This is a genomic window from Pseudomonas sp. Tn43 (genome assembly GCF_014192635.1).
Classification (GTDB): Bacteria; Pseudomonadota; Gammaproteobacteria; order Pseudomonadales; family Pseudomonadaceae; genus Aquipseudomonas.
In genome coordinates, this window is record NZ_JACHYG010000004.1 from 543,267 (window position 1) to 558,307 (window position 15,041).

Here is a 15,041-nt window from a genome sequence, read left to right on the forward strand (position 1 = left end):
AAAGGGACCTATCGTTCCTTTTTTGGGACTTATCGGTGGTTGCCGTGAAAAACCTGTCACTAAGCGAAGCCTTGTTCACCACCACCCAGCAAAAAGTGCTTGGCCTGCTATTTGGTAAACCCGACCAAAGCTTTTACGCCAACGAGATCGCCCGCTGGGCTCAAGTGGGTAAAGGCAGCCTCATGCGCGAGCTGGATCGGTTGCAGCGGGCAGGCGTGCTGACCATGAGCCGTCAGGGCAATCAGACCCACTATCAAGCCAATCCCGACTGCCCGATCTATGTGGAACTGCTGGGCATCGCCCGCAAAACCTTTGGTATTGCCGAGCCTCTGCGTCAGGCGCTCCAACCTTTTGCCAAACAGATCACTTGGGCATTTGTGTACGGCTCTATCGCCAAGGATCAGGCAAACGCATCCAGTGACATTGATCTCATGCTGATCGGCGAGGGCCTGCACTACAGTGAAGTGATGGAGCGGCTCATGCCGATGGAAGAGCAGTTGGGCCGCGTCCTCAACCCGACGCTCTACACCCCCGACGACTGGGCCGCAAAACTGGCGGCTGAGAATAGTTTCGTCGTGCGGGTAGCGCAGCAGGACAAGATCAATCTGATGGGGGGAAACCCTTTGGAGTCCAAGGATGGGCAGCAACGAGAACCTGGAAAACCTGTTACGTAGCGGTGGACTGAAAGCCGAACCGCCGGATCACAAGGAATGCGAAGGACTGATGCGTTCGGCAGTGGACCGATTGAAAGACGCACAAACGTCTTCGCTTTCCTTCGCGAGTCGTTTCGACCTGGCTTACAACGCTGCCCATGCCCTTGCACTGACGGCGCTTCGCTTGTGCGGCTACCGTTCAGACAAGCGATATCTGGTGTTTCAGTGCCTCGTTCATACCGCTGATGTTGGCAAAGTACAGGTTCGGCTATTCGCCCTGTGTCATGAGCGACGGAACCTGGCGGAGTACGAAGGCTATATGGATGAAGATCCGGCGTTGTTGGCGCAGCTATTGGAAAGCACCGCGCAGCTAAAAATTCGTGTGCAGCAGCAGATGACCGGACTGTAATGCTCCGTCATTGAAACTGCGGGGATTGTGTATGGCCCCATCGCGAGCAGGCTCGCTCCCACAGGGGGGCGCGTTCCAATGTGGGAGCCTGCTCGCGATGGCGTCGGCACGGCCAACCATTACCCTGACCTGTTCTGAAACATTGCGCTTTTAGTCTCAAGGCTTGAGCCTTGCGTGATGCGGCAACAAATTTCGAGGTGAGCAACACATGTATCACGGGGAAAGATTGAACGCCTGGACGCATCTGGTCGGGGCGGTGGCGGCGTTTGTCGGGGGCGTGTGGCTGCTGGTGATTGCCAGTATGGATGGCAGCCCGTGGAAGATCGTCAGTGTGGCGATTTATGCGTTCACCTTGCTGGTGCTCTACAGCGCTTCGACTGTGTACCACAGCGTACGCGGGCGCAAGAAAGCGATCATGCAGAAGGTCGATCACTTTTCGATCTACCTGCTGATTGCCGGCAGCTACACTCCGTTTTGCCTGGTGACCCTGCGCGGGCCGTGGGGCTGGACCTTGTTCGGGATCGTCTGGGGGCTGGCGCTGATCGGCATCCTGCAAGAGATCAAACCCCGCTCGGAAGCGCGGATCCTGTCGATCGTGATTTATGCGGTGATGGGCTGGATCGTGCTGGTGGCGGTCAAGCCATTACTGGCGGCGTTGGGGCCTGTCGGCTTTGCCTGGCTGGCGTCGGGCGGGGTGCTGTACACCGTGGGGATCATCTTTTTTGCCCTCGACCATCGCCTGCGACATGCCCATGGGGTCTGGCATTTGTTTGTGATTGCCGGGAGCGTGCTGCACTTTGTGGCGATTCTGTTTTATGTCCTCTGAGGCCATCACGGGATTAAGCGATCCAACTGCGCCTGCGCCTGTCGGCTGAACACCTGCAACAAATCGTTCAAGGTGTGAGGCGGTGATTCGTCGGCGCGGGTTACCCCGTACAGCGTGATGGGCAACGCCGGCGTCAGCGGTCGAATCGCCGTGGTGGCGGCAGACGCGCCGAGTGCGGTGAACGGGTCGATTACCGCCAAACCGGCCCCGGATTCCACCATCGCCCGCGCCAGCGAATAGGTCTGCACCGCGATGCGGATCTTTGGCGCTGGATTGACCGCTTCAAGGTAGCTGTCGAGTCGGGCGGCCAGCGGGTCAGCGCTGGACAGGCCGATCAGCGGTGCGCCGGCCAGTTCGCTCAACGGCAGCGGCTGGCTCAGGACGTCATCGCGCCAATAGCCCAACGGTGCCAGCGCTACCAAAACCCCGCAGGCCAAAACCTGGGCCTTCAGGCCAGGATGATCCGGCAGTTGCAGCGTCAGGGCGAGATCCACTTCGCGCATCAGCAGGTTCTGCATCAGCTCGCGGCTGTGGGCGCTGGACAGTTCGCAGGCGATTTGCGGGTAGCGTTGCGTCCATTCGTTGATCGCCGGCGGCAGCAGCGACAAGGCCAGCGCCGGGATCGCACCGATTCGTACACTGTGGCCCGGCTCGCGGCGCAGGCTCTGGGCCAGACGTCGCACGCCTTGCAGGCTTTCGCTGACCTTGTCGACCTCGCGCTCAAGCTCCAGGGCTTCGGGCGTCGGCTGCAATTTACCGCGCACCCGCAGGAATAATGGAAAGCCCAGTTGCTGTTCGGCGTGTTGCAGCACTTTGCTCACCGCCGGCTGCGACACGTGCAGCAATTGAGCGGCGCCACTGACCGAACCGGTCTGGCGGATGGCCTGAAAAATCTCGATGTGTCGCAGTCGCATGACAAGTCCATAACCTTTGTTTATGGGTAAGGCATCTTTATGCATTGTTCAACGGCTGTCACCTGGTCCTAACCTCAAGTACGTTCCAACAACGCTTAAGGACTGACATGGCTCAGCGGGTTTGCATCATCGGTGGCGGCGTCATCGGGCTGACGACGGCTTACGCACTGGTGCGCGACGGCATCGATGTGACGCTGATCGAGGCCAGGGATTCGTTTGCCAGCGAAACCAGTTTCGCCAACGGCGGCCAGTTGTCCTACCGCTATGTCGCGCCACTGGCTGATGCCGGCGTACCGTTGCAGGCGCTGGGCTGGATGTTGCGCGCTGATTCGCCCTTGAAACTGCGTCCGCGCCTGGACCCGGCGCAATGGCGCTGGATGGCGTCCTTTCTGGCGGCCTGCCGGCGTTCGGTGAATCAGCGCAACGGCGCACACCTGCTGCGCTTGGCGCTGCTGAGCCAGGCCACGCTGCAAGGCTGGCGCGACGAAGATCGCCTCGACGGTTTTAATTGGCGGCGCAACGGCAAACTGGTGACGTTTCGTGAAGCCGCAAGCTTCGAGCATGCGCGCCACAGTCTGGCTGATCCGCAACAGCAACAGGTGTTGTCCCGGACCGAGTGCGCACAGCTGGAGCCGGCACTCGCCGAGGCGCCGTTTGTGGGCGCGATCTACACGCCCGATGAAGAAGTCGCCGATTGCCATGGGTTCTGCCTGCAACTGGTGGCCCGGCTCAAGGCGTCGGGGCGTTGCGAGTTTTTGCCGGGGCACACGGTCACCGGCATTCGCCACGGCGACGGCGCGGTGCAGGCCATCGAAATGGGCGCGCAGGTATTACCGGTCGAGCAATTGGTGATCGCTGCCGGTCATCGCAGCCCGGCGCTGGCGTTGCCGGGTATGAACCTGCCGCTGTACCCGCTCAAGGGCTACAGCCTGACCCTGCCGATCCGCGCCGAACACCGCGCGCCAGAGCTGAGCATCACCGATTACAACCGCAAAATCGTTTACGCCCGCATCGGGGCACAACTGCGGGTGGCGGCAATGGTCGACATTGTCGGCTTCGACCCGGCGCTCGATCCCAAGCGTCTGGCGCTGATCAAACGCCAGGCCCAGGAAACCTTGCCCAATGCCGGCGATTACGACGCTGCCATTGAATGGGCCGGCATGCGCCCGGCGACCCCCAGCGGCGTGCCATTGATTGGCGCCACGGCGTACCGCAACCTCTGGCTCAACCTCGGGCATGGCGCCCTGGGTTTCACTTTGGCCTGCGGTAGCGCGCGGCTGCTGAGTGAGTTGATTGCCCAACGCGCGCCCTCGATTGAAATGCAGGGGCTCGGCCCCGCTCGCTGCTAAACGCTTAACCCACAACGGAGAATAACAATGCAAACAATCACGTTGATCGGCTGCACACTCGGCCTGCTGCTCACCAGTCAGGTCCAGGCCAATGAAGCGCCGCTGACCGGCACGCTGAACAAGGTCGCCAATGCCAGGAGCATCACGCTGGGCTATCGCGATGCATCGGTGCCGTTCTCTTATGTGGGTGATCACACGGGGCAGCCGATGGGCTATTCGGTGGACCTGGCGAGCAAGATTGTCGAGCGCATCAAGCAGAAGCTTGAACTGCCGGATTTGCAGGTGAAGTACACCCTGGTGACCTCGCAAACACGCATTCCACTGGTGCAGAACGGCACGGTCGACCTTGAATGCGGCTCCACCGGCGTGACTGCCGAGCGCATGCGGCAAGTGGCGTTTTCCTATGGGTTCATCTACGTGAAGGGGCAGTTGCTCACGGCGAAGGACAGCGGCATCAAGCGCTTCGCCGACCTGCGCGGCAAGAACGTGGTGACCACCGCCGGCACCACCAATGAGCGGTTTCTGAAGAGCTACAACGTCGATCACAAGATCGACATGTTCGTGATCAGCGCCAAGGACCACGGCGAAGCCTTCCAGATGCTGCAGTCAGGGCGGGCGGCGGCGTTCTACATGGACGATGCATTGCTTTACGGTGAGCGCGCCAAGGCCCACGATCCGCATAAGTGGGTGGTGGTGGGCGAGGAGCAATCACGGGAAATCTACAGTTGCATGGTGCGCAAGGGCGATCCGCAATTTCTCGAACTGGTGAATTCGACGCTTGCTGATTTGTATAGCTCAGGGGAAATCAACAGTATCTACAACCGCTGGTTCCAGCAGCCGATTCCGCCTAAAGGTTTGAATCTTGAGTTTCCGATGACCAGCGAGTTGAAAGCGATCATTGCGAAGCCGGTGAGTGATCCGGTGCAATAGTTCCTGAAAGATCGTTCCCACGCTCTGCGTGGGAATGCCGCTACAAACGCTCCGCGTTCGGCTTTTGATGGGGCGCGGAGCGTCCCGGGCTGCATTCCCACGCAGAGCGTGGGAACGATCAAACCTAGAAGTCGCCCCACAACTGTTGAGCCACCGCCAACGCGACCACCGGCGCGGTTTCGGTGCGCAATACGCGAGGGCCGAGGCGGGCGGCGTGGAAACCGCCTGCCTTGGCCTGCTCGACTTCAGTGTCGGACAACCCGCCTTCCGGGCCGATCAGAAACGCCAGTGTCGCCGGCTTCGCATGGCTCACCAGCGGCTCGGCCACCGGGTGCAACACCAGCTTCAATTCGGCTTCCGTCTGCTTCAACCAGTCGGCCAACAGCAGCGGTGGGTGAATCACCGGCACCGATGAACGCCCGCACTGCTCGCAAGCGCTGATCGCCACCTGACGCCAGTGCATCAGGCGTTTGTCGGCGCGCTCGTCCTTGAGGCGAACTTCGCAGCGGTCGGTGAAGATCGGCGTGATTTCGCTGACCCCCAGTTCGGTGGCTTTCTGAATCGCCCAGTCCATCCGCTCGCCACGGGACAAACCCTGGCCGAGATGGACCGCAAGCGACGACTCGACCTGCCCGGCAAAGCGTTCATCGATTCTCACCACGACGCGCTTCTTGCCGACGTCCGCCAGCGTGCCGCGAAACTCATGGCCCGAACCGTCGAACAATTGCACCGCATCACCCTCGGCCATGCGCAGCACGCGGCTGATGTAATGCGCCTGAGCCTCGGGAAGCTCGTGTTCGCCGATGCTCAAGGGGGCGTCGATAAAGAAGCGGGACAGTCTCATCAATGGTCTCTGTAATTCGTCTGAACTGATCGTTCCCACGCTCTGCGTGGGAATGCCTCACCGGACGCTCCGCGTCCGCTTTTGGGACGCAGAGCGTCCCCGGCTGCGTCCCCACGCAGAGCGTGGGAACGAGAGAAACTAGCCCGGATCACGGTAGCCCGGATGAAAGTCCTTTGGCACTGCCACGCTGATGCTGTCACGGGTGGCGAGGTCGATGCCTTCGCTGGCCACTTCGGCCAGAAAATCGATCTGCTCGGGGGTAATCACGTACGGCGGCAGGAAATACACCACGCTGCCCAGCGGCCGCAGTAATGCACCACGCTCCAGTGCATGCTGGAACACCCTCAAACCGCGACGCTCCTGCCACGGGTAAGCGGTCTTGCTGGCTTTGTCCTTGACCATCTCGATGGCCAGCACCATGCCGGTCTGACGCACTTCGGCAACATTCGGGTGGTCAACCAGGTGCGCGGTGGAGGAGGCCATGCGTTGAGCCAGGGCCTTGTTGTTCTCGATGACGTTGTCTTCTTCGAAGATATCCAGCGTCGCCAATGCCGCCGCGCATGCCAGCGGATTGCCGGTGTAGCTGTGGGAATGCAGGAAGGCGCGCAAGGTCGGGTAGTCATCGTAGAAGGCGCTGTAGACCTCATCGGTGGTCAGCACCGCCGCCAACGGCAGGTAACCGCCGGTCAGGGCCTTGGACAGGCAGAGGAAGTCAGGACGGATGCCGGCCTGTTCGCAGGCGAACATCGTTCCGGTGCGGCCGAAACCGACGGCGATTTCATCATGAATCAAGTGCACGCCATAACGATCGCAGGCGTCGCGCAGCAACTTCAGGTACACCGGATGATACATGCGCATCCCACCGGCGCCCTGAATCAGCGGCTCCAGAATCACGGCAGCCACGGTGTCGTGGTTGTCGGCCAGGGTCTGCTCCATGGCGGCGAACATGTTGCGCGAGTGTTCTTCCCAGCTCATGCCCTCGGGGCGCAGATAACAATCGGGGCTCGGCACCTTGATGGTGTCCATCAGCAGGGCTTTGTAGGTTTCGGTGAACAACGGCACATCGCCCACCGCCATCGCCGCCATGGTTTCACCGTGATATCCGTTGGTGAGGGTGACGAAGCGCTTCTTGTTCGGCTGGCCGCGGTTGAGCCAGTAGTGAAAGCTCATTTTCAGCGCGACTTCGATGCATGACGAACCGTTATCGGCGTAGAAGCACCGGGTCAGGCCTTCAGGCGTCATCTTCACCAGACGCTCCGACAGTTCGATCACCGGCTGATGGCTGAAACCGGCGAGGATCACGTGTTCCAGCTGATCGACCTGATCCTTGATGCGCTGGTTGATCCGCGGGTTGGCGTGACCGAACACATTGACCCACCAGGAGCTGACTGCGTCGAGGTAGCGCTTGCCTTCGAAGTCTTCCAGCCAGACGCCTTCGCCGCGCTTGATCGGGATCAGCGGCAGCTGTTCGTGGTCTTTCATCTGGGTGCAGGGATGCCACAACACCGAAAGATCGCGTTGCATCCACTGATTATTCAGGCCCATGTTCAGTCTCCTCGAGGCAGCTCGCTTGGTGCGCGGGCAAACAATCGCGCAAGCCTATGCAATGCGCGTCATCGGGACAACCCATTGTGTCAATTGAGCTACTTTGTATAAGGCGGTAGACGTGGCTGGCGGCGTTTTGATGGCTGACGTATTCTTCGCGGTCCTTTGAGTCGTCTGACTCGTAAAACCGCTATTTCCTCATGTATTTCCGGAGTTCGCTGAATGTCTGCTGGTTGGCTGCGCGCCTGTGCGCTGGTGATGTTGGGGCTGTTCAGCGTTTCGGCGCTGGCCAAGGATAAAACGGTGATCGTGGTCGGCGGCGGGCTTTCGGGCCTCACCGCGGCGTACGAACTTCAGAACAAAGGCTGGCAAGTCACCTTGCTGGAAGCCAAGCCGACGTTGGGCGGTCGCTCCGGCATGGCCACCAGTGAGTGGATCGGCAACGACAAGACCCAACCGGTGCTGAACAAGTACGTCTCGACGTTCAAGCTGACCACCACGCCCGCCCCTGAATTCGTGCGGACCCCGAGCTACCTGATCGACGGTGAATATTTCACCGCCGCCGATCTGGCGACTAAACAGCCGGCCACCGCCGAGGCGCTGAAACGCTACGAAAAAACGCTGGATGAGCTGGCGCGTTCGATCGAAGATCCGCAGAACCCGGCCGCCAACAGCACATTGTTCGCCCTGGACCAGATCACCGTGTCCAACTGGCTCGATCGCTTGAGCTTGCCAGCCACTGCACGTCAGTTGGTGAATCAGCAGATCCGCACCCGCTATGACGAACCTTCGCGTCTGTCGCTGCTGTACTTCGCACAGCAGAGCCGCGTCTACCGTGGCGTTGCCGACCGTGACCTGCGGGCCTCACGTCTGCCCGGTGGCAGCCCGGTGCTGGCCCAGGCCTTCGCCAAACAATTGAAAACCATCAAGACCAGTTCCCCGGTTTCGTCCATAAGCCAGGACAAGGACGGCGTCACTGTCAAAGTCGGCAGCGTTGGCTATCAGGCCGACTACGTTGTGCTGGCCGTGCCATTGCGTGCATTGAACAAGATCCAGATGACCCCGGCGCTGGACGCCCAGCACCTGGGCGCTATCAAAGGCACCAACTACGGCTGGCGTGACCAGATCATGCTGAAGTTCAAGACGCCGGTGTGGGAAAGCAAGGCGCGCATGTCCGGCGAGATCTACAGCAACACCGGCCTGGGCATGTTGTGGGTCGAGCCGGCCCTCAAAGGCGGCGCCAATGTGGTGATCAACCTGTCTGGTGACAACGCACGGGTGATGCAGGCCTTTGGCGACAAGCAGATAGTCGATCAGGTACTGATTCGCCTGCATGCGTTTTATCCACAGGCACGTGGTTCGTTCACTGGTTATGAAATCCGTCGCTACAGCACCGACCCGTCGATGGGTGGTGCATACCTGGCCTTCGGCCCGGGCCAGATCAGCAAGTACTGGCGTCTGTGGGAGCGTCCGCTGCAACGTGTAGCCTTTGCCGGCGAACACACCGACGCCTTGTACCCAGGCACCCTGGAAGGCGCATTGCGCACCGGTCAGCGTGCAGCCAGTCAGGTAGAAGACCTGGCGGCGGGCAAGTCGTTTGAACCGGCGAAAGTTGTTCCGGCGGCGAGCGCGGCAGCGGCAGGTGCCGTGGCAGCGAAGAAAGGCAATTTCTTCACCAACCTGTTCGGCGGCTCAGACGACAAACCGGCACCGGCCAAGGCACCAGCTCCGGTGACCCCGGTGGCTCCGGCACCCGCCCCGGCACCTGCACCGACTCCAGCGCCAGCACCGGTCGAGGCGCCGAAACCTGCGACACCCGTGAAAGCAGAGCCTGCCAAGAAAGCGCCAGTGAAAAAGCCTGCTGCCAAGACCGAAGCCAAAAAAGCCCCGGTCAAGGCGACGGCGAAAAAGCCTGAGCCGGTGAAGAAGCCAGCGGTCAGTACTGCTGCGAAGACCCCAGTGACGACTGAAACCAAAACGCAGTAAGTTCTGGAATCAAAAAAAGCGCGGCAGTGATGCCGCGCTTTTTTTATGTCTTGCATAGGTCGCTGCTGATTTTTCTTTGACGCTAAGCTAGATCGACACTATGCACTTCGTCGCTTTGGTAGTCGCTGACGTAGGCATGGTTATATTGATCAAGCACCATGTCATACGGTTCGCAAGCACCAGGGATGGGCACCCGGCGCATAATTTCATGCGTGGCGGTATTAATTTCCACGACCTCTTTTTTGATTTGATCAACGGCATAAGCGTTTTTTTCGCCGAACACTATTTTCCCTTCGCAGGTCACAAAATCGAAATGTCTGGTGGTCGATAACCTGGGGTCCAGTACGGTCAGTTTTTGAGCGTCCAGACACACGACATACACTTCTTTGTCGTCGGGACTGACGGTAACTGCTGACGGATACCTTTGGGTTTTGATGATATCGAGGACTTTGAAAGTCTTGCTGCTGATGATCGTCAATGCGTCCTGATAAGGGCCATCAGGAGAGTTTGTGCTGGAAATATAAAGACGCGAATCGTCCTGGCTGATATCCACGCTTATGGAGGGGGAGGGTAATCCTTTTACTCTGCTCACCGCATAAGTGCGGGTGTCGATAATTGCCAGCCACTCTTCATTTTGTCGAACGGTGACGTAAACATGCTTCCCGTCTCGGCTCACGACGAGTCCCCGAGGGTATTTTCCCACCGTGACGTTACCCACCGCATAGGTTTCAGTATCAATAACCGAAACCGAACTTGACCCGTAGTTGGTCACATAAGCTCTTTTCCCTCCATGGGCAAGGATGATGTTCTGGGGATAATGCTCGACGGCGATGGTGCGGATTACCTTTCTGTTACGGGTGTTGATCACTGACACATTGCCTGAAATGTAATTGCAAACAAAAACCCGGGATCCATCGTCGTTGATGGCTATCCCTCGCGGTCCTTCCCCTACGGGTATCGAATTGGATCGGTTACGCGTAATGACGGGAAATGAACTCGAATGGTGACTCATGGTAGAACTCCTGTTCAGACGCTCGGACAATCGCCCGAGATCAGGTTCATCAATGACCTGTGATGTGGCTACTGTCAGATATGACAGTTCTGACGAGTGGTAAAGGTTTTTTTTAAGTGGGAATGGGACGGCGTCTGTAGGTTTTTTCGTTTGGTTAACACTCTCTTAACCTCTCGACCGCAAGGTCTTCATCGTATTTCTCGATATTTCAGAGCGAAATTTTCCGCTTTAAATCGATAGATAACTCGATAGTCTTGGACGCAGTTCTTACAGGATTTGAGCAATGCAATTACGTAACTCGTCTTCCCGCTACGGTTGGATCAGCCTCTTCATGCATTGGGGTGTGGCGCTCGCGGTCTATGGTCTGTTCGCGTTGGGGTTGTGGATGGTGGGTCTGGACTACTACAGCGCCTGGCGCAAAGATGCGCCGGACCTGCATAAAAGCATTGGCCTGCTGTTGTTCGCGGTCATGTTGCTGCGGGTGTTGTGGCGCTTTATCAGTCCACCACCGCCGACCCTGCAAAGTTATAGCCGCATGACGCGTCTTGGTGCCGTGTTCGGCCATGCCTTCCTTTATCTCGCGCTGTTCGCTGTGATGATTGCCGGTTACCTGATTTCCACCGCAGACGGTGTCGGGATCCCGGTGTTTGGCCTGTTTGAAGTGCCTGCATTGGTGTCCGGACTGCCGGACCAGGCAGACACCGCCGGTGTGATCCATTTGTACCTGGCTTGGGCGCTGGTAATTTTTTCCGGCCTCCATGCGTTGGCAGCATTGAAACACCACTTTATCGATCGTGATGCGACCCTGACCCGAATGCTGGGTCGCAAAGCCTGATGTTCAACCTCGACTCCAAAGGAATAGAAAGCATGTTGAAAAAGACGCTCGCCGCTCTGGCCATCGGTTCTGCTCTGCTGTCCGCTAACGTCATGGCGGCCGATTATGTTGTCGACAAAGAAGGCCAGCACGCCTTCGTTGATTTCAAAATCAGCCACCTGGGTTACAGCTACATCACTGGCACCTTCAAGGACATTGACGGCAAGTTCAGCTTTGACGCAGCCAAGCCTGAAGACAGCAAGATCGAGTTCAATGTGAATACCGCCAGCGTGTTCACCAACCATGCCGAACGCGACAAGCACATCGCCAGCAAAGATTTTCTGGATGTGGACAAGTTCGGCAAGGCGACCTTTGTTTCCACCAGCGTCAAATCCACTGGCAAAAACGCCGCTGGCAAAGACACTGCCGACGTAACCGGTAACCTGACCTTGCTGGGTGTGACCAAGCCAATCGTGGTCAAGGCTACCTTCCTGGGTGAAGGCAAGGATCCATGGGGCGGCTACCGTGCCGGCTTCGAAGGCACCACCAGCATCAAGCGTTCCGATTTCGGCAAGCAGAAAGACTTGGGCCCAGCGTCCGACGCCGTCGAGTTGTACGTTACATTTGAAGGTGTGAAAGCGAAGTAATGCTGAGACGTAGGAGCTGCCGCAGGCTGCGATCTTTTCAGGATCACCGCTGATAAAGGCAAGATCAGAAGATCGCAGGCTTCGCCAGCTCCTACAAAAGCAGTTTGCAGCGCCCAAAAAAATGCCCCGGATCGCGAGAGCCGAGGCATTTTTCATATCAGCGATAAATCAGCGATTGCGTGTCAGCAAGGCTGGTTTTTCTCCGCGTGGACGGCCTGGCAGTTGATCCAGTTGCTCAGGTGTCGGGAAGCGATCGCTTTTTGATTCCTTGTGAATGATCCTCGGTGCCGGGCTGCGCGGGTTCTGCACGGCCGGTTCCGAACGAGACTGTTCGTCACGGGCCGGGCGGCGGTTGCGAGACTCTTCGCGGCGGGCCTGGCCGTCACGTGGGGCACCGTTGCGTGGGCCGCTGCGCTTGGCCGGCGGGGTGCCGGTGGATGCGCCGCTGCTGTTGCGCGGACCATTCTGGCGACCTTGTGGCTGACCGGTGCGCGGAGCACCTGCGCCTGCGCCTTGTGCCGGAGCGCCCGGACGGCGACCACGGCCCTGAGCCGGTTTGGCTTGAGGCACATAATCGACGCGGTTACCGAAGTTATCGATATCGTCGTCCAGGAACTCGTCCGGAGCACGATCAGCGGCGGCGCGAGGTGCCGGACGCTGAGACTCACGGGCCGGGGTGCCTTCGCGAGGCTTGCGTTCGCGGGCCGGGCGATCACCACGGCCAGCGGCAGCAGGTTTTTCCTTGCCCTTGTCCTTGCCTTTGTCTTTGCGACCGCCACCACCGCCGCTGCCGTTCGGACCGTCGCCGCGCGGGCCACGTGGGTTGCGCGGGTTACGCACATCCGGACGCTCGCGGACTTCAGGTTTCTCGGCTTCCACAGCGCTGGAATCGAAGCCCATCAGGTTGCCGTCGGCAATCTTCTGCTTGGTCATGCGTTCGATGCTTTTGAGCAGCTTTTCTTCGTCTGGAGCGACCAGCGAGATCGCCTCGCCCGAACGCCCGGCACGGCCGGTACGACCGATTCGGTGCACATAATCTTCGTCAACGTTGGGCAGTTCGAAGTTGACTACGTGAGGCAACTGGTCGATGTCCAGGCCGCGAGCGGCGATGTCGGTGGCGACCAGGATGCGCACTTCACCGGCCTTGAAGTCGGCCAGGGCTTTGGTGCGGGCGTTCTGGCTCTTGTTGCCGTGGATGGCGACGGCGGTGAGGCCGTGTTTGTCCAGGTACTCGGCCAGGCGGTTGGCGCCGTGTTTGGTGCGGGTGAATACCAGCACTTGTTCCCAGGCACCGGCGGTGATCAGGTGCGCCAGCAACGAACGCTTGTGGTTGGCTGGCAAGCGGAATACGCGCTGTTCGATCCGCTCGACCGTGGTGTTCGGCGGCGTGACTTCGATGCGTTCCGGATTGTGCAGCAGCTTGCCGGCGAGGTCGGTGATGTCTTTGGAGAATGTCGCCGAGAACAACAGGTTCTGGCGTTTGCCCGGCAGGCGGGCGAGGACCTTTTTCACGTCATGGACGAAGCCCATGTCGAGCATGCGGTCGGCTTCGTCCAGCACGAGGATTTCCACGTGGGACAAATCGACACTGCCTTGGCCGGCGAGGTCAAGCAGGCGACCGGGGCAGGCCACCAGCACGTCGACACCGCGGGACATGGCCTGGACCTGTGGGTTCATGCCGACGCCGCCGAAGATGCAGGCGCTGACGAATTTCAGGTCACGGGCATAGACCTTGAAGCTCTCGTGCACCTGGGCCGCGAGTTCGCGGGTTGGGGTCAGGACCAGTACGCGCGGTTGGCGCGGGCCGTGACGCTGGGATTTGTCCGGGTGACCGTTGGGGAACAACCGCTCCAGAATCGGGAGGGCGAAACCACCGGTTTTACCAGTACCTGTCTGTGCCGCGACCATCAGGTCGCGACCTTGCAACACGGCGGGAATGGCCCGCTGTTGCACCGGAGTAGGCTCGGTATAGCCCGCAGCCTCGATGGCGCGGACTAAAGCCTCGGAGAGACCGAGGGAAGCAAAGGACATGAGTAATCCTGTTTTAGTTAGGGCTTGGCCCAATGGGAGTCTTGCCTGGCGCGAATCGCGTTTAAGAGGACGCAATCCCGTCCGGTCCTGCTGGGCCTCGAAGGCTCGTCTGGAGCGCTCGCGCGGGCTGAAAAGCTGCGCTGTAGCGGGGTCGAGATGCCTTGAACAAGTCCGAGCGTCCGGGCGTGAGCCTGGCGGGAAGGCCGGAGTATAACAGAGCAATCACTGCGCGCCGCTTTCCTGCTGCTCAACGGTTTTTCCGCCAGCTGCGGTGCTGTTGGCAGGCCGTGCTTCGGTGGCCGGGCTGGCACCATAGCGGGCGCTCAGTTCAGCGTAGGCTGGTTCGCGCTTGAAGCGTTTGAGCTCGGCACCGAAACGCTGCACCAACAAATCCATCCCGGCATTGCGGCGTACCGCCAGAAACTGGCTTTGCTGGCTGATGATGAGCGGGTTCTCGGTGATCTTGTCGCGGATGTTCAGTTGATCGAGCAAATGCTGGCCCACCCGGCGATCGGTGATCAGCAGGTCGATGCGCCCGCGCACCAGTTTGCCGAAGTTGGCTTCATGGGTGGGTGCCGGCTCCTGGGTGAACAGCGTCGATTCGCTGAAGTCCTTGCTGTACAGGTAGCCCGGCGAGGTTCCGATGGTCAGGCCTTTCAGGTCGTTCAGGGTACGGAACGGATACGGTCGCTCGTTGGCGTAGAACATCACGAACTCGACTTGCGAGAGTGGCTCGCTGGGGTAGAGCAGGGTCGCGTCGCGTTCAGCGCTGTGGAAAATATCCAGCACGCCATCTGCCTGGCCTTGCTCAAGCATCGACAGGCAGCGTTTCCATGGCAGGAACTGCCATTCCACGTCGATTCCAAGGCGTTTGAAGACAATGGCGGTGGTTTCATAGTCCAGCCCCAAAGACTTGCCGTTTTCCTCATACACGTAAGGTGCCCAGGGTTCGGTGACAATACGCAACTTCTCGCCCCGAGCAGTGAGGCTCAGGCAAGTGAACAGAAGCACGGTCAGTAACTGAGCGATCAGAGGCATGGGGTTGAGATTACGACGAGAAATCATAAAGAGCCAGAAACCG

General features: G+C 59.4%; 14 protein-coding genes. 8 read left to right on the plus strand and 6 right to left on the minus strand.

Going from position 1 to position 15,041, the window contains the following annotated elements; genetic code table 11:
- The first annotated feature begins 44 nt into the window (after positions 1-44).
- From FHW68_RS14215 to trhA, 3 genes are all read left to right on the plus strand, one after another.
- A complete protein-coding gene (locus FHW68_RS14215) occupies positions 45-674 on the plus strand; it encodes a nucleotidyltransferase domain-containing protein (protein ID WP_183680906.1) in 630 nt (209 codons plus the stop codon).
- Positions 637-1,062: a hypothetical protein gene (locus tag FHW68_RS14220; RefSeq protein ID WP_183680908.1), complete on the plus strand. Its 426-nt coding sequence runs from the start codon at positions 637-639 to the stop codon at positions 1,060-1,062. The genes FHW68_RS14215 and FHW68_RS14220 overlap by 38 nt, the downstream gene beginning before the upstream one ends.
- A gap of 208 nt (positions 1,063-1,270) precedes the next feature.
- Positions 1,271-1,888, plus strand: coding sequence for a PAQR family membrane homeostasis protein TrhA (gene trhA / locus FHW68_RS14225; protein WP_183680910.1), 618 nt, complete (start codon positions 1,271-1,273; stop codon positions 1,886-1,888).
- Positions 1,889-1,893: 5 nt separating this feature from the next.
- Here the strand turns inward: trhA and FHW68_RS14230 are convergent, their stop codons facing one another.
- The gene (locus tag FHW68_RS14230) at positions 1,894-2,802 is read right to left on the minus strand and encodes a LysR substrate-binding domain-containing protein (RefSeq protein WP_183680912.1); all 909 of its coding nucleotides are present in this window, start codon (positions 2,800-2,802) and stop codon (positions 1,894-1,896) included.
- A gap of 62 nt (positions 2,803-2,864) precedes the next feature.
- On the opposite strand from FHW68_RS14230, the gene FHW68_RS14235 reads away from it, so the two are divergent.
- Both FHW68_RS14235 and FHW68_RS14240 read left to right on the plus strand, forming a co-directional pair.
- On the plus strand, positions 2,865-4,151 hold the full coding sequence (locus tag FHW68_RS14235; protein WP_183680989.1) for a D-amino acid dehydrogenase: 1,287 nt from the start codon (positions 2,865-2,867) through the stop codon (positions 4,149-4,151).
- A gap of 27 nt (positions 4,152-4,178) precedes the next feature.
- Positions 4,179-5,081, plus strand: a complete 903-nt coding sequence (locus FHW68_RS14240) for a transporter substrate-binding domain-containing protein (RefSeq protein ID WP_183680914.1) — start codon at positions 4,179-4,181, stop codon at positions 5,079-5,081.
- A gap of 124 nt (positions 5,082-5,205) precedes the next feature.
- On the opposite strand, the gene FHW68_RS14245 is transcribed toward FHW68_RS14240, so the two are convergent.
- A complete protein-coding gene (locus FHW68_RS14245; RefSeq protein ID WP_183680916.1) occupies positions 5,206-5,925 on the minus strand; it encodes a 16S rRNA (uracil(1498)-N(3))-methyltransferase in 720 nt (239 codons plus the stop codon).
- A gap of 138 nt (positions 5,926-6,063) precedes the next feature.
- Complete coding sequence (locus FHW68_RS14250; protein ID WP_183680918.1) at positions 6,064-7,470, minus strand: adenosylmethionine--8-amino-7-oxononanoate transaminase; 1,407 nt, start codon at positions 7,468-7,470, stop codon at positions 6,064-6,066.
- 222 nt (positions 7,471-7,692) lie between these two features.
- Here FHW68_RS14250 and FHW68_RS14255 point away from each other — a divergent pair, with 222 nt between their 5' ends.
- Positions 7,693-9,456 carry an FAD-dependent oxidoreductase gene (locus tag FHW68_RS14255; protein ID WP_095633268.1) on the plus strand — a complete coding sequence of 588 codons (1,764 nt, stop codon included), beginning with the start codon at positions 7,693-7,695 and terminating at the stop codon, positions 9,454-9,456.
- Between the two features lie 82 nt (positions 9,457-9,538).
- Here the strand turns inward: FHW68_RS14255 and FHW68_RS14260 are convergent, their stop codons facing one another.
- Positions 9,539-10,468, minus strand: a complete 930-nt coding sequence (locus FHW68_RS14260; protein ID WP_095633269.1) for a YncE family protein — start codon at positions 10,466-10,468, stop codon at positions 9,539-9,541.
- A gap of 283 nt (positions 10,469-10,751) precedes the next feature.
- Between FHW68_RS14260 and FHW68_RS14265 the strand changes: the two genes are divergently transcribed.
- Positions 10,752-11,303, plus strand: a complete 552-nt coding sequence (locus tag FHW68_RS14265) for a cytochrome b (RefSeq protein ID WP_095633270.1) — start codon at positions 10,752-10,754, stop codon at positions 11,301-11,303.
- Positions 11,304-11,335: 32 nt separating this feature from the next.
- Complete coding sequence (locus FHW68_RS14270) at positions 11,336-11,929, plus strand: YceI family protein (protein ID WP_260296571.1); 594 nt, start codon at positions 11,336-11,338, stop codon at positions 11,927-11,929.
- Between the two features lie 168 nt (positions 11,930-12,097).
- On the opposite strand, the gene FHW68_RS14275 is transcribed toward FHW68_RS14270, so the two are convergent.
- Positions 12,098-13,960, minus strand: coding sequence for a DEAD/DEAH box helicase (locus tag FHW68_RS14275; protein WP_095633731.1), 1,863 nt, complete (start codon positions 13,958-13,960; stop codon positions 12,098-12,100).
- 222 nt (positions 13,961-14,182) lie between these two features.
- Positions 14,183-14,998: an ABC transporter substrate-binding protein gene (locus FHW68_RS14280; RefSeq protein WP_095633735.1), complete on the minus strand. Its 816-nt coding sequence runs from the start codon at positions 14,996-14,998 to the stop codon at positions 14,183-14,185.
- Positions 14,999-15,041: the final 43 nt, after the last annotated feature.